Source organism: Kitasatospora sp. MAA19 (assembly GCF_029894125.1).
In the GTDB taxonomy this organism is placed as follows: Bacteria; Actinomycetota; Actinomycetes; order Streptomycetales; family Streptomycetaceae; genus Kitasatospora.
On sequence record NZ_JARXYZ010000020.1, the window covers coordinates 120,239 to 142,758 of the forward strand.

At 72.5% G+C, this 22,520-nt stretch carries 22 protein-coding genes and 6 tRNA genes; 10 read left to right on the forward strand and 18 right to left on the reverse strand.

What is annotated here, in order from left to right:
- Nucleotides 1–41 precede the first annotated feature (41 nt).
- The 6 genes from pdxS to pgsA all read right to left on the reverse strand — a co-directional run bounded on the left by pdxS (nucleotide 42) and on the right by pgsA (nucleotide 5,047).
- Nucleotides 42–953, reverse strand: coding sequence for a pyridoxal 5'-phosphate synthase lyase subunit PdxS (gene pdxS, locus P3T27_RS27010; protein WP_063346811.1), 912 nt, complete (start codon nucleotides 951–953; stop codon nucleotides 42–44).
- Nucleotides 954–1,081: 128 nt separating this feature from the next.
- Entirely contained in the window at nucleotides 1,082–1,582 is a 501-nt protein-coding gene (locus tag P3T27_RS27015; RefSeq protein WP_280683028.1) for a hypothetical protein, read from the reverse strand.
- Between the two features lie 74 nt (nucleotides 1,583–1,656).
- A complete protein-coding gene (locus P3T27_RS27020) occupies nucleotides 1,657–2,022 on the reverse strand; it encodes an isomerase (RefSeq protein WP_280682982.1) in 366 nt (121 codons plus the stop codon).
- Nucleotides 2,023–2,103: 81 nt separating this feature from the next.
- A complete protein-coding gene (locus P3T27_RS27025; RefSeq protein ID WP_280682984.1) occupies nucleotides 2,104–3,288 on the reverse strand; it encodes a glycosyltransferase family 4 protein in 1,185 nt (394 codons plus the stop codon).
- Between the two features lie 108 nt (nucleotides 3,289–3,396).
- The gene (locus P3T27_RS27030; RefSeq protein ID WP_280682986.1) at nucleotides 3,397–4,383 is read right to left on the reverse strand and encodes a phosphatidylinositol mannoside acyltransferase; all 987 of its coding nucleotides are present in this window, start codon (nucleotides 4,381–4,383) and stop codon (nucleotides 3,397–3,399) included.
- 16 nt (nucleotides 4,384–4,399) lie between these two features.
- On the reverse strand, nucleotides 4,400–5,047 hold the full coding sequence (gene pgsA, locus P3T27_RS27035) for a phosphatidylinositol phosphate synthase (protein ID WP_280682988.1): 648 nt from the start codon (nucleotides 5,045–5,047) through the stop codon (nucleotides 4,400–4,402).
- A 256-nt stretch (nucleotides 5,048–5,303) separates the two neighbouring features.
- On the opposite strand from pgsA, the gene P3T27_RS27040 reads away from it, so the two are divergent.
- The gene (locus P3T27_RS27040) at nucleotides 5,304–7,352 is read left to right on the forward strand and encodes an elongation factor G-like protein EF-G2 (protein WP_280682990.1); all 2,049 of its coding nucleotides are present in this window, start codon (nucleotides 5,304–5,306) and stop codon (nucleotides 7,350–7,352) included.
- 39 nt (nucleotides 7,353–7,391) lie between these two features.
- On the opposite strand, the gene P3T27_RS27045 is transcribed toward P3T27_RS27040, so the two are convergent.
- Nucleotides 7,392–7,853, reverse strand: a complete 462-nt coding sequence (locus P3T27_RS27045) for a DUF393 domain-containing protein (protein ID WP_280682992.1) — start codon at nucleotides 7,851–7,853, stop codon at nucleotides 7,392–7,394.
- A 173-nt stretch (nucleotides 7,854–8,026) separates the two neighbouring features.
- Here P3T27_RS27045 and P3T27_RS27050 point away from each other — a divergent pair, with 173 nt between their 5' ends.
- Nucleotides 8,027–9,667, forward strand: a complete 1,641-nt coding sequence (locus P3T27_RS27050; protein ID WP_280682994.1) for a hypothetical protein — start codon at nucleotides 8,027–8,029, stop codon at nucleotides 9,665–9,667.
- A 66-nt stretch (nucleotides 9,668–9,733) separates the two neighbouring features.
- Here the strand turns inward: P3T27_RS27050 and P3T27_RS27055 are convergent, their stop codons facing one another.
- The 4 genes from P3T27_RS27055 to P3T27_RS27070 all read right to left on the reverse strand — a co-directional run bounded on the left by P3T27_RS27055 (nucleotide 9,734) and on the right by P3T27_RS27070 (nucleotide 14,234).
- Nucleotides 9,734–10,294 (reverse strand): HIT domain-containing protein, encoded by a 561-nt coding sequence (locus P3T27_RS27055; protein WP_280682997.1) that lies wholly within the window; start codon nucleotides 10,292–10,294, stop codon nucleotides 9,734–9,736.
- 86 nt (nucleotides 10,295–10,380) lie between these two features.
- Nucleotides 10,381–12,360: a threonine--tRNA ligase gene (gene thrS / locus P3T27_RS27060; protein ID WP_280682999.1), complete on the reverse strand. Its 1,980-nt coding sequence runs from the start codon at nucleotides 12,358–12,360 to the stop codon at nucleotides 10,381–10,383.
- An 87-nt stretch (nucleotides 12,361–12,447) separates the two neighbouring features.
- Nucleotides 12,448–13,635: a hypothetical protein gene (locus tag P3T27_RS27065; protein ID WP_280683001.1), complete on the reverse strand. Its 1,188-nt coding sequence runs from the start codon at nucleotides 13,633–13,635 to the stop codon at nucleotides 12,448–12,450.
- A 44-nt stretch (nucleotides 13,636–13,679) separates the two neighbouring features.
- Nucleotides 13,680–14,234 carry a DUF4365 domain-containing protein gene (locus P3T27_RS27070; RefSeq protein WP_280683003.1) on the reverse strand — a complete coding sequence of 185 codons (555 nt, stop codon included), beginning with the start codon at nucleotides 14,232–14,234 and terminating at the stop codon, nucleotides 13,680–13,682.
- 157 nt (nucleotides 14,235–14,391) lie between these two features.
- Here P3T27_RS27070 and P3T27_RS27075 point away from each other — a divergent pair, with 157 nt between their 5' ends.
- Nucleotides 14,392–15,159 carry a 3'-5' exonuclease gene (locus P3T27_RS27075; protein ID WP_280683004.1) on the forward strand — a complete coding sequence of 256 codons (768 nt, stop codon included), beginning with the start codon at nucleotides 14,392–14,394 and terminating at the stop codon, nucleotides 15,157–15,159.
- 79 nt (nucleotides 15,160–15,238) lie between these two features.
- Here the strand turns inward: P3T27_RS27075 and P3T27_RS27080 are convergent.
- The 3 genes from P3T27_RS27080 to P3T27_RS27090 form a co-directional block, all read right to left on the reverse strand.
- Nucleotides 15,239–15,310, reverse strand: a tRNA-Val gene (locus P3T27_RS27080).
- Between the two features lie 211 nt (nucleotides 15,311–15,521).
- A tRNA-Val gene (locus tag P3T27_RS27085) sits at nucleotides 15,522–15,593 on the reverse strand.
- 79 nt (nucleotides 15,594–15,672) lie between these two features.
- Entirely contained in the window at nucleotides 15,673–16,143 is a 471-nt protein-coding gene (locus P3T27_RS27090) for a TIGR02611 family protein (protein WP_280683005.1), read from the reverse strand.
- A 195-nt stretch (nucleotides 16,144–16,338) separates the two neighbouring features.
- Between P3T27_RS27090 and P3T27_RS27095 the strand changes: the two genes are divergently transcribed.
- Both P3T27_RS27095 and P3T27_RS27100 read left to right on the forward strand, forming a co-directional pair.
- A complete protein-coding gene (locus P3T27_RS27095) occupies nucleotides 16,339–16,752 on the forward strand; it encodes an SsgA family sporulation/cell division regulator (RefSeq protein ID WP_030056266.1) in 414 nt (137 codons plus the stop codon).
- 416 nt (nucleotides 16,753–17,168) lie between these two features.
- Nucleotides 17,169–17,738: a CGNR zinc finger domain-containing protein gene (locus tag P3T27_RS27100; RefSeq protein WP_280683006.1), complete on the forward strand. Its 570-nt coding sequence runs from the start codon at nucleotides 17,169–17,171 to the stop codon at nucleotides 17,736–17,738.
- 26 nt (nucleotides 17,739–17,764) lie between these two features.
- Here the strand turns inward: P3T27_RS27100 and P3T27_RS27105 are convergent, their stop codons facing one another.
- The gene (locus P3T27_RS27105) at nucleotides 17,765–18,208 is read right to left on the reverse strand and encodes a hypothetical protein (RefSeq protein ID WP_280683008.1); all 444 of its coding nucleotides are present in this window, start codon (nucleotides 18,206–18,208) and stop codon (nucleotides 17,765–17,767) included.
- 110 nt (nucleotides 18,209–18,318) lie between these two features.
- Here P3T27_RS27105 and P3T27_RS27110 point away from each other — a divergent pair, with 110 nt between their 5' ends.
- Entirely contained in the window at nucleotides 18,319–18,819 is a 501-nt protein-coding gene (locus P3T27_RS27110) for a DsbA family protein (protein ID WP_280683009.1), read from the forward strand.
- 12 nt (nucleotides 18,820–18,831) lie between these two features.
- On the opposite strand, the gene P3T27_RS27115 is transcribed toward P3T27_RS27110, so the two are convergent.
- The 3 genes from P3T27_RS27115 to P3T27_RS27125 form a co-directional block, all read right to left on the reverse strand.
- On the reverse strand, nucleotides 18,832–19,674 hold the full coding sequence (locus tag P3T27_RS27115; protein WP_280683011.1) for a GNAT family N-acetyltransferase: 843 nt from the start codon (nucleotides 19,672–19,674) through the stop codon (nucleotides 18,832–18,834).
- 94 nt (nucleotides 19,675–19,768) lie between these two features.
- Nucleotides 19,769–20,599 carry an aminodeoxychorismate lyase gene (locus P3T27_RS27120; protein ID WP_280683013.1) on the reverse strand — a complete coding sequence of 277 codons (831 nt, stop codon included), beginning with the start codon at nucleotides 20,597–20,599 and terminating at the stop codon, nucleotides 19,769–19,771.
- 43 nt (nucleotides 20,600–20,642) lie between these two features.
- Nucleotides 20,643–21,704, reverse strand: a complete 1,062-nt coding sequence (locus P3T27_RS27125; protein ID WP_280683015.1) for a chorismate-binding protein — start codon at nucleotides 21,702–21,704, stop codon at nucleotides 20,643–20,645.
- A gap of 307 nt (nucleotides 21,705–22,011) precedes the next feature.
- On the opposite strand from P3T27_RS27125, the gene P3T27_RS27130 reads away from it, so the two are divergent.
- The 4 genes from P3T27_RS27130 (at nucleotide 22,012) to P3T27_RS27145 (ending at nucleotide 22,417) form a co-directional block, all read left to right on the forward strand.
- Nucleotides 22,012–22,084: transfer RNA gene (locus P3T27_RS27130), tRNA-Gly, on the forward strand.
- 40 nt (nucleotides 22,085–22,124) lie between these two features.
- A tRNA-Cys gene (locus tag P3T27_RS27135) sits at nucleotides 22,125–22,198 on the forward strand.
- Nucleotides 22,199–22,232: 34 nt separating this feature from the next.
- A tRNA-Val gene (locus tag P3T27_RS27140) sits at nucleotides 22,233–22,304 on the forward strand.
- A 41-nt stretch (nucleotides 22,305–22,345) separates the two neighbouring features.
- Nucleotides 22,346–22,417, forward strand: a tRNA-Val gene (locus P3T27_RS27145).
- Nucleotides 22,418–22,520 lie beyond the last annotated feature (103 nt).

Genomic DNA, 22,520 nt, shown 5'->3' on the forward strand with positions numbered 1-22,520 from the left:
CCGAGGGCGCTGCGGCGGGCCGGCACAGCGGTCGCGGGCGATTACCAGCCGCGGTTGGCGTAGCGCTCGGTCTCCGGCAGGGTGTCGCAGTTGATGCCGACCATGGCCTCGCCGAGGTTGCGGGAGGCGTCCGCGATGATCTTCGGGTCGTCGAAGAAGGTGGTGGCCTTCACGATGGCGGCGGCGCGCTTGGCCGGGTCGCCCGACTTGAAGATGCCGGAGCCCACGAAGACGCCCTCGGCGCCGAGCTGGCGCATCAGCGCGGCGTCGGCCGGGGTGGCCACGCCACCGGCGGAGAACAGCACGACCGGCAGCTTGCCGAGCTCGGCGACCTCCTTGACCAGCTCGTACGGGGCGCGCAGCTCCTTGGCGGCGGCGTACAGCTCGTTGTTGTCGAAGCCGCGCAGCTTGGCGATCTCGTTCTTGATCTGGCGCAGGTGGCGGACGGCCTCGACGACGTTGCCGGTACCGGCCTCGCCCTTCGAGCGGATCATGGCCGCGCCCTCGGCGATGCGGCGCAGGGCCTCGCCCAGGTTGGTGGCGCCGCAGACGAAGGGGGTGGTGAAGGCCCACTTGTCGGAGTGGTTGACCTCGTCGGCCGGGGTCAGCACCTCGGACTCGTCGATGTAGTCGACACCGAGCGACTGGAGGACCTGGGCTTCGACGAAGTGGCCGATCCGCGACTTGGCCATCACCGGGATGGAGACCGCCTCGATGATCTCCTCGATCATGTTGGGGTCGGACATGCGGGCCACGCCGCCGTCCTTGCGGATGTCGGCCGGAACCCGCTCCAGAGCCATGACGGCCACCGCGCCGGCGTCCTCGGCGATCTTGGCCTGCTCGGCGTTGACCACGTCCATGATCACACCGCCCTTGAGCTGCTCGGCCATGCCGCGCTTCACCCGGGCGGTGCCGATCTGCGGCTGGTCTGCGGTGGTGGGGGTGGTGGACACGTGAGACCTCACTCGAAGATGAACCAGTGCTATCGCCCTATGGTAGGCGGAACGGGTGACCCGACCATGCGCCACCAAGTCCAGCCCGGACGACGGGATGCGACAAACGGGCCGTATCCGAGCACAGCCTAGGCGGGCGCCCCCTCGGGCGTGAGAGCGGGCGGCGCGGCATCGTCCATCTCGAACGCCAGCGGGAACGGCGCCTTCCCGGCAAGCCGGAAGTACCGCACCAGACGGTGCTCGCGCACCGCCCGGGCCGCCCGCACCGCGTCGTTGTGGAACCGGCGGGCCATCGGCACCCGGCGCACCGCCGCCGTCAGGTCCCGCACCGCGTCCTCGCCGCCCGGCTCGGCCACCAGCGCCGCCACCTGCTCCGGCTCGGCGAGCACCGCCCGCAGCGCCAGGCTCAGCTGGCTCTCCGCCACCTCACGCTGCTCGTCCTCCGCCTGCCGGGCCGCGTGCGCCGCGTCCAGCAGCAGCAGCGAGGCCGCCGGGTCCAGCAGCGAGGAGGTGGCCAGCTCCATCGCCACCGAGGCGCGACGGACCAGCTGCGCGTCCAGCGCCGCCCGTGCGGCGTCGATCCTGGCGTGCAGCCGGTCCAACCGACCGGCCGTCCAACTCAGGTACATGCCGAAGAGCACCACGGCCACGCCGGCCCAGATCCAGGTAGTCACGGGGCGCAACGCTACCGGGTGTCACCGGTTCACCCCTGCGCGCTCGTGCTGCGGTAAGCGTCACGGTCGATGTCGGCGACGTAGACCGCGGTGTGCAGCCGGGTGCCCGGCGCCGGCGCGACGTGCTCGGCCAGCAGCGCCAGCACGCCCTCGCTGAGCGCCGCCTTGGCCTCCGGTGTACGGCCGGGGAAGATCTGGAACTCGACGTACAGCTGCGCGTCGACCCCCTCGCCCTCCCCCACCACGACGTCGTCGTTCTGCCGGAACAGCGTCTTGCACGCCTCCGGCTTCGCGTCGATCGTCCGCACCGCGATCCGGTTGATCGCCACGCCCAGCGCCCGGCGGTCGAAGGAGCCGGCCAGGCTCGGCGAGTAGTCGACGGATATCTGCGGCATCGGTGCCCCCATGCGTCACGCCCGTTACGGTCGACCGACCCTAACCCCGCCGACGCCCCGGAAAGTCCCGGCCGACCGGTTTCAGTCCCGGGCCAGCCCGAACCGGCCGCGCCGACCGCTGCGCACGTCCTCCTCGACCACCGCCGCGGCCCCCGACGCCACCGTCTCGTACACCGACAGGATGTCCGCGCCGACCGTCGACCAGTCGAACCGCCGCACGTGCCGGGAGGCCGCCTTCCGCAGTTCCTCCAGCCGCGCCGGGTCACCCAGCAGCCGCAGCGCCGTCCGGGCCAGCGCGTCCGCGTCCTCCACCGGGAACAGCTCGCCCGCTTCCCCGCCGTCCAGCACCTGCTTGAACGCGTCGAGGTCGCTGGCCAACACCGGGGCGCCCGCCGACATCGCCTCGACCAGGATGATCCCGAAGCTCTCGCCGCCGGTGTTCGGCGCCACGTACAGGTCCACGCTGCGCAGCAGCCGGGCCTTGTCCCGGTCGCTGACCATGCCGAGGAACTCCACCTGCCGGCGGACCTCCGGCGCCAGGCCCGCGACGGCCTCCTCCTCGTCGCCCTTGCCCGCCACCAGCAGCCGCACGCCCGGCCGCTCCGCCAGGATCGTCGGCAGCGCCGCCAGCAGCGTCGGCAGGCCCTTGCGCGGCTCGTTGATCCGGCCGACGAAGCCGATCGTGCCCGGCTCGCCGTCCCTCGCGCCGCCGCTCCAGCGCTGGTCCGGCTCGGCCTCCGCGAAGAAGCCGACGTCCACGCCGTTCGGGATCACCACCGCGTCCCCGCCCAGGTGCTCCACCAGTGTCCGCCGGGCGTACTCCGACACCGCGATCCGGGCCCGCATCTTCTCCAGACCCGGCTGCAGGATCGGCGAGGCCGCGATCATCGCCCGCGAGCGCGGGTTGGAGGTGTGGAACGTCCCCACCATCGGCCCGGACGCCGACCAGGCGGCCAGCATCGACACGCTCGGCGCGGCCGGCTCGTGCACGTGCAGGATGTCGAACCGCCCCTCGTGCAGCCACCGCCGCGTCCGCGCCGCCGACAGGACGCCGAAGCTCAGCCGCGCCACCGACCCGTTGTACGGCACCGCCACCGCCCGCCCGGCCGAGACCACGTACGGCGGCAGCGCCTCCTCGTCCTCGGCCGGCGACAGCACCGACACCTCGTGGCCCAGGCTGATCAGGTGCTCGGCCAGGTCCCGGATGTGGAACTGCACCCCGCCGGGGACGTCCCAGTCGTACGGGCAGACGATGCCGATCTTCACGGGTTCCTCATGCTCCTTCGGAATGCTCCTGCGCAGACACCGGCAGACACCGGCGGGGCGGCCAGGGCTCGGCGCCCGGACTTCAGCTCCCGGCCCCGAGGCCCGGGCTCAGGACCCGGAGGCCTCCGCCGCCGGCTCGCCGGCCGGCTCCGGCACGGCCGCCCGGGCCGCCTCGGGACGCGGTCCGGCCGCCTCCCCCACCGTCTCACGGACCGGGAGGTCGGCCAGCCAGAACCGCTGCAGCATGTGCCAGTCCTCGGGGTGCTCGCGGATCCCCTGCTCCCACACCTGCGCCAGCGCCTGCGTCATCGCCTGCGTCCGCTCCTTGCGGTCGCCCTCCTGCGGCACCGGCACCTCGGGGTGGATCCACGCCCTCAGCACCGGGCCGTCGTACCAGAGCGTCACCGGCAGCAGCGCCGCCCCGGTCCGCTGGCACAGCGCCGCCGGACCGGCCGGCATCCGGGTCGCCTCCCCGAAGAACGACACCTCGACGCCCGCCTCCGAGAGGTCCCGGTCCCCCACCAGGCAGACCAGCCGACCCTCGCGCAGCCGTCGCGCCAGGGTGCCGATCACGTTCACCCCACCACCGGTCAGCGCCAGGACCTCCATGCCCTGGCCCTCCCGGAACTCCACGAACCGGTCGAACAGCCGCTCCGGCTTCAACCGCTCCGCGACCGTGGTGAACGGGAAACCCTGCTGCGCCACCCAGGTGCCCGCCAGGTCCCAGTTGCCCATGTGCGGCAGCGCGATGATCGCACCCCGCCCGGCCTCGATCGGCGCCCGCAGGTTCTCCAGGCCCTCCGCCTGGACGTCCCGGGCCACCCGGTCCGGGCTCCAGACCGGCAGCCGGAACGACTCCATCCAGTACCGCAGGTACGAGCGCATCCCGGCCCGGGACAGCGCCCGCATCCCCGCCTCGTCCAGTCCGGGACGGACCCGCCGCAGGTTCGCCTCCAGCTGGAGCACCCGCTTGCCGCGCCGCCGCCAGGCGTAGTCCGCCAGCCCGTCGAACAGGCTCCGCGCCACCCGCTCCGGCAGGTGCTTCAGCACCGCCCAGCCCAGCGCGTACGCCCAGTACACCAGTCGGTCCGTCACCGCAGGACGCCCCCCATCAGCTCCCGGCCGCCGCTCGGTCGGCCTCGAACGCCTCCCGGCGCACGGTCAGCATCCGCTGGAACACCGTCACCAGGCTGCCCGCGGCCACCAGCCACAGCGCCACCGGCAGCAGCCACTCCACGTACGGCACCCCGAACTTGTGCAGACCCGCGACCCCGGCCGCCACCAGGCTGGCCACCAGCCGCTCGGCCCGCTCCACCAGCCCCGACACGTCGCACGGCAGCCCCTGGCTCTCCGCCCGCGCCTTGGTGTAGGACACCACCAGACCGCTCGCCAGGCAGAAGATCGCCACCGCGCACAGCAGGTTGTCGTCCCCCTTGCCCGCGTACCACATCGCCAGTCCACCGAAGATCGCCGCATCCGCGACCCGGTCCAGCGTGGAGTCCAGGAACGCCCCCCACCTGGTGCTCCGGCCCAGCTGGCGGGCCATGTTCCCGTCCACCAGGTCCGAGAAGATGAACAGCGTGATCGTGATGGTGCCCCAGAAGAACTCCCCACGCGGGAAGAACACCAGCGCACCGGCCACCGAACCGGCGGTACCGATCAGCGTCACGGCGTCCGGGCTCACGCCCAGCCGGATCAGGAACGCGGCGAACGGGGTCAGAACACGTGTGAAGAAGGCACGCGCGTATTTGTTGAGCATGGCCTTCCCGACCGCTCCGAATCTCCTGGTACCCGCCTGGCGCAACTCGCGCGGCAGACGGCCGGACGGATCAGCCCGCCCGGCGCACCCATCGTAGCCAGGCCGGGGACACGCTCCGTCGCACGCACCGCCCGACGACACACCAGCCGCACCCGCACACACGGACGGTCACCGGGTGGCCGCACGACACGCGCCGTCCCGAGACCCGCACCTACACTTTCGAAAGACAGCCCCGGCGCGAGGGGAGGAGACCCCGATGCCCGACCGCAGCACGGCACGAGCCGCCCAGGCACCCGCCGTCACCGGCCCCCGGGACCTGCGCAACGTCGTCCTCATCGGCTCCAGCGGTGTGGGCAAGACCACCCTCGCCGAATCCCTCGCCCTCGCCGCCGGCGCCACCGGCCGGGCCGGGCGCGTCACCGACGGCACCACCGTCTCCGACCACGAGGACATCGAGCACCAGCAACAGCGCTCCGTCCAGCTCTCGCTGCTCCCACTCGAATGGAAGGGCGTCAAGATCAACCTGATCGACCCGCCCGGCCACCCCGACTTCACCGCGGACCTGCGCGCCGCCCTGCACGCCGCCGACGCCGCCGTCTTCGTCGTCTCCGCCACCGACCCGGTCACCGCCCACACCCGCGCACTGTGGCGCGAATGCGCCGCCGAAGGCATCCCGCGCGCCGTCGCCGTCGCCAAGCTCGACCTCGCCCGCACCGGCTTCGACGACATCCTCAGCGCCTGCCACGACGCCTTCGACCTGGGCCCCGACACCCTCCGCCCGCTCTTCCTGCCCGTCCTGCACGACGGCCACCCCGACGGCAGCATCGACCTGCTCACCGGCGACACCTACGGCCAGGCCACCCCGCCGCCCGACACCGGCCCCGCCCACGACAGCCTCGTCGAAGCGATCTCCGGCCAGGACGACACCCTCATGGAGCGCTACCTCGACGGCGACACCCTCGACACCGACGCCCTCGAAGCCGGCCTGCGCCGCGAAGTCCTCAGCTGCACCCTCCACCCCGCCGTCCCCACCAGCGAGAACGGCCTCGGCGCCGCGGAACTCCTCGACCTCGTCGTCCACACCTTCCCCGACCCCACCGAACGCACCCGCCCCGCCCCCGACTGCGACCCCGACGCCCCGCTCGCCGCCCAGGTCGTCCGCGTCACGGGCGACACCTACGTCGGCCGGATCAGCCTGCTGCGCGTGTACGCCGGCACCCTGCGACCCGACACCCGGATCCACCTGTCCGGCCCCGCCCACACCGCCGACCAGAACGGCGACGAACGCGTCACCGCCCTCACCAGCCCGTTCGGCAAGCTCCAGCGGCCCGTCCCGCACGCCGTCGCCGGCGACCTCGTCTGCGTCGCCAAGCTCACCACCGCCCGCGCCGGCGACACCGTCCACGACCCCGGCCACCCCGTGGTCCTCGACGGCTGGCGCCTGCCCGAGCCCCTGCTCCCGATCGCCGTCGAGGCCCACGGCAAGGCCGACGACGACCGGCTCTCCCAGGCCCTCGCACGCCTCACCGCCGAGGACCCGGCACTGCGCCTCGAACAGAACCCCGACACCCACCAGCTCGTCCTCTGGTGCACCGGCGAGGCCCACGCCGAGGTCGTCCTCGACCGCCTGCGCACCCGGCACGGCGTCCGCGTCGACACCGTCGAACCCAAAGTCGCCCTCCGCGAGACCTTCGGCACCGCCGCCGCCGGCCACGGCCGGCTCGTCAAGCAGTCCGGCGGCCACGGCCAGTACGCCATCTGCGACCTGGAGGTCGAACCCCTCCCGGCCGGCTCGGGCTTCGAGTTCCAGGAACACGTCGTCGGCGGCGCCGTCCCCAAGCACTTCATCCCCTCCGTCGAGAAGGGCCTGCGCGCCCAACTCGCCAAGGGCGTCGTCACCGGCCACCCGCTCGTCGACGTCCGGGTCACCCTCACCGACGGCAAGGCCCACTCCGTGGACTCCTCCGACGCGGCCTTCCAGACCGCCGCCGCCCTGGCCCTGCGCGACGCCGCCGAACACGCGGTCATCCGCCTGCTCGAACCCGTCGCCGCCGTCACCGTCCTGCTGCCCGACGACTACCTCGGCGCCGTCCTCGGCGACCTCTCCGCGCGCCGCGGCCGCGTCCTCGGCACCGAGACCGGCGGCCCGGGCCTGACCCTGCTGCGCGCCGAGGTCCCCGAGCTCGAACTCGTCCGCTACCCGATCGACCTGCGCTCTCTCACCCACGGCACCGCCGAGTTCTCCCGCGCCTACCTGCGTCACGAACCCATGCCCGCCGCCCTCGCCGACCGCTACGACGACTGAGCGCCCAGGGCCTGCCCGGCCGATCCTGCCGGACCGGCCCTACACCGACGAAGCGGCGCCCGGACGGTGCGGCAGCGCGCACGCCGCCGTGCCACCCGGCATCCGGTGCCGGTTGCGCGCCACCCAGCGGTACGCCAGGCCCGCCACCGGCCGCACCGGCGCCAGCGCCAGCACCGCCCCCAGGTACGCCCACGCACCGCCCGAGCGCATCAGCAGCCGCGCCACCGCCTGCGCGCCCCCGTACACCCGGCCCGCCGGCGTCACCCACAGCACCTCGCGCTCCGCCCGCTCCGCGGTGACCTCACCCCGCCCGCCCGCGCGCGCGTCCAGCGCCGCCAGGTCCGCGAACTGGAACGGCACCGCCTCCCAGCCCCCCGAGGCCAGCGTCTGCCGCAGATGGCGCTCCCCCCACCGCACGCAGGACGAGCAGAACGAGCAATCCCCGTCGAACACCAGCACCGGGTCCATCGCCTGGGCTCCCTTCCTCGCCGTCGTCACCATCGTGCCCCATCCCCCGCCCGTCGTCCCCGACGGGTATCGACCCGCCCGAAGCTGGGCATCATGCCTCTCAAGCCGAACGCGGCCCGATCGTGACGGCACTTCAGACGATCATGCGCGCGGCGGCACCACGGCACGATAACCTGCCGCTGACAAGGGGAGGAGGGGACGCCACCGTGACCACACTGGACATGACCCCGGGTGCGCAGATACCCCGGACCGACGCCGGACCGCAGACCGGAGTCACCCCGGCTCTCTCCTCGGCCGCGTACCGCGACGGCAAGATCGAGGACTTCGTCGGCAAGGTCACCGCCGCGACCCACAAGAAGCCCAGGTTCAAACTCTTCGAGGCCAACCTCGGTGAGGCGTTCAGCGCCGCCGTCATCTCCCGCACCATCGGCGCCGGGCGCAAGCCGATCGTGCCCTCGTTCGGCACCGACACCCGCCAGATCGTCGAACACTGCCTCGCCGCCCAGGAGTTGCGGGCCGCACGCGACCGCAAGCTCACCGTGGTCACCCTGCTCTTCGGCCTGCTCGCGCTGCCCGGCACCCTGATCTGGATCGGCGCGTTCTACCTGCGCATCTACCTCATGAAGGGCAAGACCCTCCAGGACGAGCTCTACGGCAGCCTCGCCCTCCTGGCCGCGGCCGTGGTCTCCGTCCTGTTCCTGGTCAAGCCCCCCGTCCACGGCCCGCTCGGCGTCTACCTGCGCGTCTCCATGGTCCCGCCGATCATCGGCTGGATCCTGGCCCGACGCATCGTGCTGCGCTCCACCAAGGAGTTCCGCGAACGCTGGCTGGCCCTTGTCGAGGGCAACTCCGTCGCCGCCACCGTCGCCAAGGCCGTCCCCCGCGACGACCTCGACAAGAAGGCCGTCGACCTGCGTGACAAGCTCGCCCGCATGGAGGCCGAGCAGGAGACCAACGTCCAGCACTACGCCGGCCCCAAGGGCATCCTCGGCGTCGGCAAGCGCTGGGGCGAATGGCGCCTGGTCGACGTGATGCGGCCGGCCGCCGGGCACTCCGACTTTCGCGCCTTCCACCCCTGGGACCTGGTCCGGAAGATCTCCTCGCACCTCAAGGGGCTCGCCGTCAGCGAGGTCGCCAACAGCGGGATGACCAACATCACGGTCAAGCAGTGGGCGGTCCTCGAAATCGGCGAGAACGCCGACGAGATCTCCCGCCCCGGCAACGCCGACATGGACGGCGACCGGATGCGCGACTTCGCCCTCCAGACCATCGCCGACAAGCAGACCTTCGCCGGCGGCGGCCCCCGGCACTACCTCGCCACCCAGTTCATCACCTTCGACGGCAAGCTGATCATCACCTTCACCGTCACCGTCACCCTGCTCGCCAACACCCTCACCGTCACCGTCGCCGGCTACGCGCTCGGCCCGGTCAACGGCGTCTTCGGCGACAAGCCCTCGCCCAAGGAGAAGACCGTCCAGAAGACGGGCAAGTTCTGGGAGGAGCGCACCGTCCAGCTCCCCCTGATCGACAACGACGAGGTGATCCGCCAGGCCCTGCGCGCCCCGTTCACCCGCGCCCCCGGGCTGCTCTCCTGGCTCGGCGGCGGCCTGGGCCTGCCCGAGCCGTTCGGCTTCCGGCACGCCTGGGCGAGCCCGCCGTGGGGCAGCCGCTTCATGACGGACAACGCGCTCAACGCCTCCGTCCCGGTCCTCGGCGCGGTGCACGCCGCCACGCTGGAGTTCCTGGAGGAGCACGACCTGGACACCGACCGCTTCAAGAACCGCGCCTCGATCATCAAGTCCGAGGCCCAGGGCACCCGCCCGTACAAGGTCGACCAGTTCGAGTAACCCCGCACCGATGCCGAAGGGGCCCGTCACCGACTCAGCGGTGACGGGCCCCTTCGGCGTTCCCGGTCAGTCCTGCGGCCAGGCCTCGGCCAGCATCTTCCGGGTGTCCGCCAGCAGTTGCGGCAGCACCTTGGTGTGGCCGACCACCGGCATGAAGTTGGTGTCCCCGCCCCAGCGCGGCACCACGTGCTGGTGCAGGTGCGCTGCGATCCCGGCACCGGCCGCCGCGCCCTGGTTCATCCCGATGTTGAACCCGTGCGCCCCCGAGGCCGCCCGCAGCGCGGTCATCGCCCGCTTGGTGAAGTCGGCCAGCTCGGCCGTCTCCGCCTCGTCCAGGTCGGTGTAGTCCGCCACGTGCCGGTACGGGACCACCATCAGGTGGCCGCCGTTGTACGGGTACAGGTTCAGCACCGCGAACACGGCACCGCCGCGGGCGACGACCAGCCCGTCCTCGTCGCTCAGCGCGGGGATCGAGCAGAACGGACAACCGTCGTCCGGAGCCGGGCCGGTGGGCTTGTTCTCACCCTGGATGTACGCCATCCGATGGGGGGTCCACAGGCGGCGGAAGCCGTCCGGCTCGCCGACGCCCCGCTGCAGTTCCGGCTCAGTCGTCATGCTGATCAGCATATTCGCCCGGCGCTGCTTGCAAAGCCGCGCGGGGCGGACTCATCGAGAGCCCGCCCCGCGCACCCCCGCTCAGGCGGGGAACGGTGTCACACCTGGACGCGGTTCTTCACGGCGTCCACGATCTCGGCGACGGCATCCGCCACCGGCACGCCGTTCTTCTGCTCGCCGTTGCGGTAGCGGAACGACACCGCGCCCGCCTCGACGTCGTCGTTGCCGGCGATGAGCATGTAGGGGGTCTTGGCCTTCTGCGCGTTCCTGATCTTCTTCTGCATGCGGTCGTCCGAGGTGTCCACCTCGACCCGGATCCCGTGCTTCTTCAGCTCGGCCGCGACCTCCAGCAGGTACGGGACGTGCTCGTCGGTGATCGGGATGCCGGTGACGGTGACCGGGGCCAGCCACGGCGGCATGGCGCCGGCGTAGTGCTCCAGCAGCACCGCGAAGAACCGCTCGATGCTGCCGAACAGCGCCCGGTGGATCATGACCGGCCGCTGACGCGAGCCGTCCGCCGCCGTGTACTCGAGATCGAAACGCTCGGGGAGGTTGAAGTCGAGCTGGATGGTGCTCATCTGCCAGGTACGGCCGATCGCGTCCCGCGCCTGCACCGAGATCTTCGGGCCGTAGAAGGCCGCGCCGCCCGGGTCCGGAACCAGCGGCAGCCCCTGCTTCTCGGCCACGCTCGCGAGGACGGCGGTGGCCTCCTCCCACGTCTCGTCCGAGCCGACGTACTTCTCCGGGTCCTTGGTCGACAGCTCCAGGTAGAAGTCGGTCAGACCGTAGTCGCGGAGCAGGTTCAGCACGAAGGTGAGCGTCGAGTCGAGCTCGTCCGCCATCTGCTCGCGGGTGCAGTAGATGTGCGCGTCGTCCTGCGTGAAGCCGCGGGCCCGGGTCAGGCCGTGCACGACGCCGGACTTCTCGTAGCGGTAAACCGTCCCGAACTCGAAGAGGCGCAGCGGCAGTTCACGGTACGAGCGGCCGCGCGCGTCGAAGATCAGGTTGTGCATCGGGCAGTTCATCGGCTTGAGGTAGTAGTCCACGCCCTCGTCGAGCTGCATGGGCGGGTACATACCGTCCGCGTACCAGTCGAGGTGGCCGCTCTTCTCGAAGAGCTTCCCCTTGGTGGCGTGCGGGGTGTAGACGAACTCGTAGCCCTCTTCCTCGTGCCGCTTGCGCGAGTAGTCCTCCATGGCGCGACGGATGATGCCGCCCCTGGGGTGGAAGACGGCGAGGCCGGAGCCGATCTCCTCGGGGATGGAGAAGAGGTCGAGCTCGTTGCCGAGCTTGCGGTGGTCGCGCTTCTCGGCCTCGACCAGGAAGTCGAGGTGGGCCTTCAGCTCGTCCTTGGTCGGCCAGGCGGTCCCGTAGATCCGCTGCAGCATCGGGTTCTTCTCGCTGCCGCGCCAGTAGGCGGCCGCGTTGCGCATCAGCTTGAACGCCGGGATGTTCCGGGTGCTGGGCAGGTGCGGGCCGCGGCAGAGGTCGCCCCAGCACTGCTCGCCGGTCTTGGCGTCCAGGTTGTCGTAGATGGTGAGCTCGCCGGCGCCGACCTCGACGTCGGCGCCCTCGCCGGCGGTGGCGGCGGAGCCCTTGAGGCCGATCAGCTCCAGCTTGTACGGCTCGGCGGCCAGCTCCTCGCGGGCGGACTCGTCGGTGACCACGCGGCGGGAGAACTTCTGCCCGCGCTTGATGATCTCCTGCATCTTCTTCTCGATGGCCTTGAGGTCATCGGGGTGGAACGGCTTCTCGACGTCGAAGTCGTAGTAGAAGCCGTCCTTGACCGGCGGGCCGATGCCGAGCTTGGCCTCGGGGAAGAGCTGCTGCACGGCCTGGGCCATGACGTGCGCGGTGGAGTGGCGCAGGATGTCCAGGCCGTCCTTGCTGCCGATCGCGACCGGCTCGACCTCCTCGCCGTCCTGGAGGACGTAGGCGAGGTCCTTGAGCTGGCCGCCGACGCGGGCGGCGATGATCGAGCGGTCGTCGGCGAAGAGCTCGGCGGCCGTAGTGCCCGTCGTCACCACGCGCTCTTCCCGATCGGGTTCGCGGCTGATGATTACCCGGACGTCCGTCACCGGTCTCTCCTGACGTGCTGGATTCAGAGGACGCAACACTGCGCTGCGCGTGACGATGGTACCGAGCGCGTCACCCCGGCCGCGCACCTACGCCCCCGCTGCCCCTTCCGCAAGGCCGTCCCCGAGCCCTTCGCCCAGCCCTTCACCGAGGGACTTCAGCAGCCGCTCGCGCTCGGCGTCCTCCCAGCCGCACAGTTCCAGGCCCTGCGGGCGGGTGAGCCGGCGGAAGCCGCCGCGGCTTTCCAGCCGGCCGGAGACCCGGACCGGCAGGCCCGCGAGGTGGGCCTCGGCGGCGAGCCGGTAGTCGGGGTCCGGCAGCCGGAGCTTGAGTTCGCGGACCTCGGCGCCGCCGAGCACGCGCAGCCGTACCGCGCCCGGTCCGGCCGGGTCGGCGCGCTTGAGCCGGACGACCACGCCGACGACGGTGACGGCGACGGCGGGCTCGATCCGTTCCAGCAGTTCGGCGGCCTCGGCCAGGGCGGGCAGGTCGCCGGGAGAGAAGTCGAGGACGACCCGGCGGTCCCCGAAGCCGCCCGGGGTCCCGGCGGCGGCCGACCAGGCGACCGCCAGTCGGGCCGCCGTCGCGCCGCGGACCAGGTCCTCGACGGACTGGACGAGTTCCCGGCTGACCCCGGCCTGGACGGCGTTCTCGAAGGCCTCGGGGCCGCCGCTGACCCGGCGGTAGTCGACAGCGTCGCGCAGCGCCTCCAGGGCGCGGACCAGGGTGGTGACGGCGGCCCGGCCGTCGGGGGCGGGGGTGTAGGCGGTGAGGGCGGCGCCCTGCTCGACGACCAGGACGCGGTCCAGGAAGTCCCCGGCGTAGGCGTCCAGCCGGGCCCCGAAGTAGGCGGCCGTGGCCCGGCCGGCCTTGGCCCCGGCGGCGAGCATCGCACGGGCCGCCCGCTGGAGCCGCTCGGCGTCGTCCCAGGAGGTGGCCTCGGCCGGTCCGGTCGGCTCCCGGTGCCAGCGCAGTTCGTCGCCGGGGACGGCGAGCGCGAGCAGGATGGCGCCGGCGGAGGGGGTGGACGAGCGGGACAGCGCGGTGACGGCGTCGGCGAGGAGGTCGACGGCGTCGTCGAAGCCGTCCCCCGCGGGGACGAGCAGGCTGGTGCCGGACTCGTCGTCGGGGGGCGTCCAGCGGCCGTAGCGGGCGGCGGGGCCGCCGCGCCGGACCCAGCCGTGCCGGGCGAGCAGGGTGGCGAGCACCGCCGGGTCGACGGCGGCGGGGTCGGGCAGGGCCTGGACCGGCTCGCCGGGTGCGTGCGGCGGTGTCATGGGTGCTGCTCCTCGCTGCCGGGGGCCGGGGCCGGGCCGGGCGGTCACGGGCTGCCGCCGGCGCCGACCCGGGCCATGATGTCGCAGAGCGCGCGGTCGTCGAAGACCTTGCCGGTGGGCACCCGGACGTTGGTGCGCCGTTGCCCGGTGACCGGGTGGCCGGCCAGGTTGACCCAGTAGCAGCAGTGCCGCAGTTCCAGCGCGTCCGGGCGGGCGTGCAGCCAGCGGTCGACCCGGCGCGGCAGCAGCATCACGACCAGGATGCGGGGCACGGCGACCCTCGCCCGGGCGAGCTTGCGCAGGTGGTCGTTGTCGAGGGTGAAGCTGAAGAACGGCCCGGCCGGGTCGGCTGCGATCTGCTGGGTGGCCTTGAGCTGGATCTTGATGGTGACCTCGTCGTCCACCTCGTGGGCCCGGGAGCCGTGGCTGACCTGCCAGTCGATGCCGTTGTCCGGAAACGGCTGGGAGAGCGAGCAGCCGGCCGCGGCGGCGACCGCGTGCAGGTAGCCGACCTGCAGCGTCTCCATGCACGCGGTGACCGCCAGGTTCCCCCGAAGAACGGCCGCCGCCTCCTCGGGCTGCGGCTGCGTCAGTGCCATCGCCCCGTGGCCTCCCCCGGCTCCGGGCCCGTCCGGGTTCGAACGGGACGTCCCGGACCCAAAGGCAGGATCCCCGGCCGGGCCTGCGCCAAACGGTTGAACAGGCGTCAGAACCGGGTATCAATCGGGCGCGGAACGTTTCGCCTGAGGGGCAGTCATGCAGCAGCACTGGTACACCGGCCCACTCGCCTCCTTCGACACTGAGACCACCGGCGTGGACGTCGAGACCGACCGGATCGTCTCGGCCGCCCTGGTCGTCCAACTCGCGCCGGACGGACCGGTGCGGACCACCACCTGGCTCGCCGATCCGGGTGTCCCGATCCCGGACGGCGCGCGGGCGGTGCACGGCATCACCGACGAGCACGCCCGGACGCACGGCCGCCCGATCGGCGTGGTGGTGGCCGAGGTCACCCGCGCGCTGGCGGACCAGGCGCGGGCCGGGCACCCGGTGGTGGTGATGAACGCGCCCTACGACCTGACGCTGCTCGACCGGGAGCTGCGCCGCCACCACGGGCTGGCGCTGGCCGGCGGGCTGGGCCCGGACGGGCTGGTGGTGCTGGATCCGCGGGTGCTGGACAAGCACGTGGACCGCTACCGCAAGGGCCGCCGGACGCTGACCGACCTGTGCGCGCACTACGGCGTGGAGCTGGCCGGGGCGCACGACGCGGCGGTGGACGCGACGGCGGCACTGACGCTGACCCGGCGGATAGGCGCCCGCTACCCGGCGGCGCTGGGCGGGCTGACGGCGGCGGAGCTGCATCTGCGCCAGGAGGTCTGGCACGCGGCGCAGGCGCGGGGGCTGCAGAACTGGTTCGACCGGTCGGGGACGCCGGAGCGGGTGGACCTGTCCTGGCCGCTGCGGCCCGCCCGGTGCGGTTGCGGCCGCCGACTGGAGCCCGAACACGGCTGCGAGGCGGCGGCGTAGCGGTGGCCGCCGGGCACCGGCTCCCGAACGTGCCGCAGGCCCTGACCGGTTTCCTGGTCAGGGCCTGCGTGCTGTCCGGTGGGCGATACTGGGATCGAACCAGTGACCCCTTCGGTGTGAACGAAGTGCTCTCCCGCTGAGCTAATCGCCCGGGCAACGAGAAGAACTGTAGCACCATTTGGCGGTCGTCGTACAACTCGTCCCTTCCGGGGTACCGCTGGCGCACCCGCAGAACTCGCACTCCGCACGGAAGATGACTGAGCCTCAGCCGCATTCCGGGTGGTTCTCCGGGGGGATTCCGGAAATACACGTGAGGCCCAGCCGATAATCGGCTGGGCCTCACGTATCACCATGCATTCCGGTGGGCGATACTGGGATCGAACCAGTGACCCCTTCGGTGTGAACGAAGTGCTCTCCCGCTGAGCTAATCGCCCGGGTGCAGGGAAAACATTACCGCATCCCGGAGGGTGGTCCGAACACCCCGGTCGGCGGCCGCCCCCGCTCCCGGGTCGCTCAGCTCTCGCCCGCCTGCCAGGGGACGACCAGGCCGTAGCGGGCGACGTACCAGCCGCCGATCCCGACGAGCGCGACGAGGCCGATCGCGGTGACGGTGAGGTTGCGGCGGCGCACCCGCGGGTCCATGGCGCGCTGGGCGGCCTCGGCGACCTTGCGGCGGGTCCAGCGCAGTGCCAGCTGGGCCCAGACGAACTCGGTGGCCCAGATCCCCATGCCCAGGAAGATCACCACCCAGCCGGGGCCGGGCAGCGGCAGCATGATCACGCCGAGCACGACCACGGCGAGGCCGGCCAGGAAGATCACCACCTGCCAGGTGAGGTGCAGCGGCCGTGAGCGGCGGACGAACGCCGGGGCGCGGGAGCCGACCGCCCGGCCGCCGTCGACGGCCGCGGAGCCGGCTGCGTCATCCGCCGTGACCGCTTCACCCGTTCCCGTGTTCTTGCCGGTCTTGTCGTTTCGCACAGTCATGCCAGGAAACTAACCGAGAAGCGGCCCGGTAATGCCCGACCCCTCGACTCCGGGACGATTCCGCAATGCGCCGTAAGGGGTACGACTCGCGCCCGAATCGGGACAGAGGGGTTTACATCGGTCTTGGGGGTGGGATGGTCCGTTCGCCGACGTGCGATTCCCCGAGCGCACACTGAGCGAAAGGCCATGGCGCTTATGAACACCACGGTCAGCTGCGAGCTGCACCTGCGCCTCATCGTGTCCAGCGAGTCCTCACTGCCCGTCCCCGCGGGCCTGCGCTACGACACCGCCGACCCCTACGCCGTGCACGCCACGTTCCACACGGGCGCGGACGAGACCGTGGAGTGGGTGTTCGCCCGAGATCTCCTTGCGGAGGGGCTGCACCGACCCACGGGCACCGGCGACGTCCGGGTCTGGCCGTCGCGCAGCCACGGGCAAGGGGTGGTCTGCATCGCGCTGAGCTCTCCGGAAGGAGAAGCCCTGCTGGAGGCCCCGGCCCGGGCGCTTGAGTCGTTCCTCAAGCGGACGGACGCCGCGGTGCCCCCCGGCACCGAACACCGCCACTTCGACCTCGACCGGGAGCTGTCCCACATCCTCGCTGAAAGCTGACCCCGTCCGGAGGCAGTCACGCCCCGCCGTCAGCGGGGTCGCTACCTCCTGCCGTCACCGCAGCCGTCCTACTCGGGGGCACGGCAGCAGACTCAGCCGCGCACGACGCGGTCTCGGGGCCGGTGAACGGCCCGCTCCCACCGGTGCGGGTCCGCGACACCGCAGGCGCCCGGCACCGAGGCCGGCCATCCATACGGGTGGCCGGCCTCGGTGCCGGGCGCCGTCGCCTTTCCGGATGCTTCTGCGCGAGCCCGTCCGGCCGGACGAGGCCCGACGGCGGGGCCCGACGGAGAGGCCCTGACGGAATCCGTACAGGTCTTCGAAAGAACCCACCGCCCTTCCGCCGCACGGCCCGGTATGGTCTGGGGTAACCGTGGACCGGGGTACCGGAGTCCCCTGCGCGAGGAGTCCCCAACGTGCTGATCACCCATGACACCGAGTGCGCGCTGAGCATCCTCGTCGAGCTGCTCAACACCGCACCCGAGGTGTGCGGCACCGAGAAGCTGCCGGACGTGGCCGCGCTGGACGCCTTCGTGGTCCGCCAGGAGATCAGCGAGATCGACTCGCTGACCGAGGACGACCTGCGCAAGGTGCAGCAGCTGCGCACCCGGCTGCGCGAGGTGTTCCGGACCGAGTCCACCGCGGAGGCCGCCGAGCTGGTCAACGGGATCGTCGCGGCCGCCGGTACGACGCCGCGGCTGACCAACCACGACCACCACGACTGGCACATCCACTACTTCGCTCCGCACGCCGCGCTGGGTGACCACCTCGCCGCCGAGCTGGGCATGGCGCTCGCCTTCATCCTCATGGCGGGCGAGCGGGAGCGGCTGCGCCGGTGCGAGGCACCGGACTGCGCGCGGGTCTTCGTGGACCTCTCCCGCAACCGCTCCCGGCGCTACTGCGACAGCCGCACCTGCGGCAACCGGCTGCACGTCGCCGCCTACCGGGCGCGACAGCGCTCGGCGGAGGCCGTGCCCTCCGTCTGACGCCGCCCCGCCCTCCCCCGCGGGGTTCAGATGCCGCGCTTGCGGAGGATCTCCTCGATGTCGGTGAAGTCGCCGAGGCCGTCGTCCCGCTTGCCCGCCGCCGGCTTCTTCGGCGGCGCGGAGGCCACCGCCGGGCGCTCGGGCGCCGCGGCAGCCGGGCGCTCCGGCGCGGAGTCCACGGCGCCCCGGCGGCCCACCCAGCGGGTGGTGACCAGCAGGACCGCGGAGACGCCGAGCAGCACGATGCCGGTCCAGACCCGGGGGTCGAACACCAGCTTCGTGGCCCAGGCGGCGAACTCGCTGCCGATCGTCCGGGCCACCGGGAACAGGCCGGTCAGGTAGAGCCCCACCGGTATGAGGGCCACCGCCAGCCAGCGGGTCGCGGACAGGAAGCGCCGCCGGTAGGCCCGCAGACCGGCGACGGCCACCCCGCCCGCCGTGAGGGCGAAGCTGATCGCCGCGGTCAGCACGGCTGCACCCCTTCGTGTCCGGTCGTCCTGGTCATCACTGCCTCCCTGTCGGCCTTCGCAGGGGCGCACCGTCGGCCGGAGCGGGCGCCCACTAGTGAAACACTGGGGGAATGATCGATGGTTCCCTCCCCCGGCTCGAGTTCTGGTGCGACCTCCAGTGCCCGGACTGCCGCACCGCGCTGGACGACGTACGGGCGCTGCGCGCGCAGTACGGCGACGCGCTGCCCGTCGAGGTCCGACACTTCCCCCTGGAGAAGCACAAGCACGCCTACGCGGCCGCGGAGGCCGCCGAGGAGGCGTTCGCGCAGGGGTTGGGCTGGCCGTTCGTGGAGGCGCTGCTGGCCCGGGTCGAGGAACTGGACGCACGGGGGCAGCAGGTGCTGCTGGAGGTGGCCCGGGCGGTCGGGGTGGACGCCGAGGAGGTCGACACCGCGCTGATCGACGGGCGGCACATGCTCACCGTGGACGCCGACCAGGCCGAGGGCCGGGCGATCGGTGTCACGGGCACGCCGACGTACGTGATCGGCGGGACGCGGTTGGACGGCGGGCAGAGCCAGGACGGCCTGCGGGACCGGATCGTGGCCGTCATCGAGGCGGCGAAGGCTTCCTGACGACATGTCGGGTCACAGCGACTTTCCGTAGATGCGATTGGTGACCCGGTAGCCGAGCGAGGCGTACAGCCGGATCGCGACCTCGTTGTCGGAGAAGACGTTGAGCCCGAGGTTGTGCACCCCGGCGGCCAGGCACTCGCGTTCGGCGAGCAGCATCAGCGTCCGGCCGTGTCCCCGGCCCCGGTGGGCCGGGGACACCTCGACGACCATCACCCAGGCCAGCGGCTCGCCGCCCGGCAGGTCGCGCAGGTGGAGGTCCACCCAGAGCGAGCCGAGCGGCTCGGACCCGCCGGCCGCGCGCAGGCGGCGCAGGACGACACCGGGGCTGTCGGCGCCCTGCGGGAGCTGGCGCAGGTGGTCGAGGTGCGACTTGGCGCGGGCCTGCTCCTCGCTGAGGCCGGACTCGACGAGCGAGCGGATGTAGCCCTCGGCCGTCTCGTCGAGCCAGGCCGGGAACTCCGCGGGCCCGATCCGGTCGGCGGTGACGCCGGTGGGCAGGGCGGGGGCGGCGGTCAGCCGCTTGGCCAGGTTCCGCATCCGCTCGGTGTAGCCGAGGGTGGCGGCGAGCGCCCGGGCGATCCGTGCCGGTTCGGGGATGTTGGCATCCACCCGGGTGCAGCCCCAGCCGCGCAGCACCTCCTCCGCGGCCAGCGCGCCGAACGTGCCGCGGCCCCGACCGCGGCCTTCTCTGACTTCCAACTCTGCTATCTCGCCCCAGAGTTGGCTGCCGTGCGGGACGGCGGTGGTGCGCAGCGCGCCGACCTGGCGGCCGTTGGCGCAGATCTGCCAGCGCCTGGTGCGGCCACCGGCGGCGGTGGGTGTCTCGGGGCCTTCGGGGCGCAGCGTCGTGGTCATGTGGTGGTCCCTTCCCCGCGCCCGGAGCCCTATGCCCGTGTCGCCGCTGCGCGCCGCCGGTGCGGCGGCCGGTTCTTCCGGCGCCGGGCGGGGGTCACGGGTCGAGGTCGTCGCCGCTGCGCTCGGCGAAGACGGCCATGGCCTTGGCGGTGACGGGGCCGACGCCGGGCAGTTCGCGGTCGTCCACCCGGGTGACGGCCTGGACGTCGCGGGTGGTGGAGGTCAGGAAGACCTCCTCGGCGTCCTGGAGGGCGCTCAGCGGCAGGTCGGCCTCCTCGGCACCGCACCAGTCGATGACGAGCTGCCGGGTGATGCCGGCCAGGCAGCCGGAGGCGAGGGCGGGGGTGAGCAGGCGGCCGCCGAGGACGACGAAGACGTTGGAGCCGGTGCCCTCGCAGAGCAGGCCGGCGGTGTTGGCGAACAGGGCCTCCGAGGCGCCGGCCCGGTGGGCGGCGGCCAGGGCGACGACGTTCTCGGCGTACGAGGTGGTCTTGAGGCCCGCGACGGCGCTGTGCTCGTTGCGGCGCCACGGGACGACGGCGGCGGCGGTCTCGTCGGGGCGGCGGTTGATCGCGCCGAGGGCGACGACGAGGGTGGGGCCGGTGGTGCCGCGCTCGGAGCCGAGCGGGGCGTTGCCGCCGGTGTACGTGACGCGCAGGCGGCCGAGCGGCGCCGGGTTGGCGGCGAGCACCTGGGCGCAGGCCTCGCGGACCAGGTCGTGGTCGGGGTCGGGCAGGCCGAGGCCGCGGGCGGAGCGGGTGAGCCGGTCGAGGTGGCGGGTGACCGCGAAGGCCCGGCCGTCGGTGGCCTTCATGGTCTCGAACACCCCGTCGCCGGTGGTGAGTCCGTGGTCGAGGACCGAGATTGCGGGGTCGGTGGAGTCGACGAGCGTCCCGTTGACCCAGCTGGTGGTCGGGTTCGGCATCGAGGGCTGCTCCTAGGGCGAGGGTGGGGGCGGTGCGTGCGGCCTATGCCCCGGTGGGGTCGGATTCGCTGCCCGACGCTATCGCGACCAGGCGGGCGGCCTTCAGTTCGGTTTCCGCCCACTCGCGGTCGGGGTCGGAGCCCCAGGTGATGCCGGCGCCGGTGCCGAAGCGCAGGACGGGGACCTCGGGGTCGGCCCGGTCGAGCCAGAAGGTGCGGATGCCGACGGCGAGTTCGCCCTCGCCGCGGTCGGCGTCGACCCAGCCGACGGCGCCGCAGTAGGGGCCGCGCGGGGCGGTCTCCAGGGCGTCGATGATCCGCAGCGCACTGGACTTGGGGGCGCCGGTGACGGAGCCGGGCGGGAAGGTGGCGGCGAGCAGTTCGGGCCAGCCGGCGCCCTCGCGCAGGGTGCCCTCGACGGTGGAGACCAGGTGGACCAGGCCGGGGTGCTTCTCGACGGCGCAGAGGTCGGGGACGGTGACGCTGCCGGTCGCGCAGACCTGGCCGAGGTCGTTGCGGACCAGGTCCACGATCATCACGTTCTCGGCGTGGTCCTTGTCGAGGAGGTCGTCCTCGGTGCGGCCGGTGCCCTTGATCGGGCCGGAGGAGACGGTGCGGCCGGTGCGGCGCAGGTACAGCTCGGGCGAGGCGGTGGCGATCTCGACCCCGTGCTCGGGCAGGCGGATGGTGCCGGCGTAGGGGGCGGGGTTGCCGCGGGCGAGGAGGCCGGTGAGGGCGTCCACGTCGCTGCGGGCCGGGTCGGGCAGCGGCGCGGACAGTACGCGGCAGAGGTTCGCCTGGTAGACCTCGCCGGCGGCTATGTGCTCGCGGATGCGGCGTACGCCCGCGGTGTAGGCGGCCCGGTCCAGGGAGCTGTGCCAGCCGCCGGCCTCCGGTCCGCGCCAGCCTGCCCCTGAGGGCGGCGCGGGGGCGGGGCGGACGTCGTCGAAGCGGGCGCAGGTCAGCCGGCCCTCGAAGTCGTAGGCGACGGCCCAGTAGCCGGTGGAGTCCAGGGCGGCCGGGTCCGAGGTGACGTCGCGCAGACCGGTGGCCAGGCGGCCGCCGAATCGGGCGAGCGGGGTGCGGGGGTCGATGGGGCCGGACACGGTTCTCCTGCGCGGTCGTGCTGGGCGGCGGTGCCTGAAGTGTAGGTCGGAGGTGCGGGCCCGGCCCGGGGCGTGAGCACCGGCGGGCGTCGCACGGGTGTGCGCCGGGTGACCGGCGGATGATCGTCCGGAAGCGCCGCAGGTGGCGGCCGGTGACCGGCTCCGGGGGTCGACGGGGAGGTGCTCGACGGGCATCCCCTCGGCACGCTGCGGGAACGGATTTTTAGCTGGCCCGGGAATCCGCTAGAGTTCAACACGTCGCCAGGGAGCGCAGCCGAAGAAAAGCGGTGAAGATCCCGGGAGACAGGCGGACGTGGCTCAGTTGGTAGAGCATCACCTTGCCAAGGTGAGGGTCGCGAGTTCGAATCTCGTCGTCCGCTCGATGAGGAACAGTGTAAGATCGTTCCTCGTGTGTTGCCTGGTGGAGTGGCCGAGAGGCGAGGCAACGGCCTGCAAAGCCGTGTACACGGGTTCAAATCCCGTCTCCACCTCCAAGAGGTTCGACCGGTTCCACCGGAAGACCTCCCCGCGCGATTAGCTCAGCGGGAGAGCACTACCTTGACACGGTAGGGGTCACTGGTTCAATCCCAGTATCGCGCACGTCGGGCCCTTCGGGGTCTGCTGCAGGACCGCCACACCAGGCGCGATTAGCTCAGCGGGAGAGCACTACCTTGACACGGTAGGGGTCACTGGTTCAATCCCAGTATCGCGCACGTCGGATCCTTCGGGGTCTGCTGCAGGACCGCCACACCAGGCGCGATTAGCTCAGCGGGAGAGCACTACCTTGACACGGTAGGGGTCACTGGTTCAATCCCA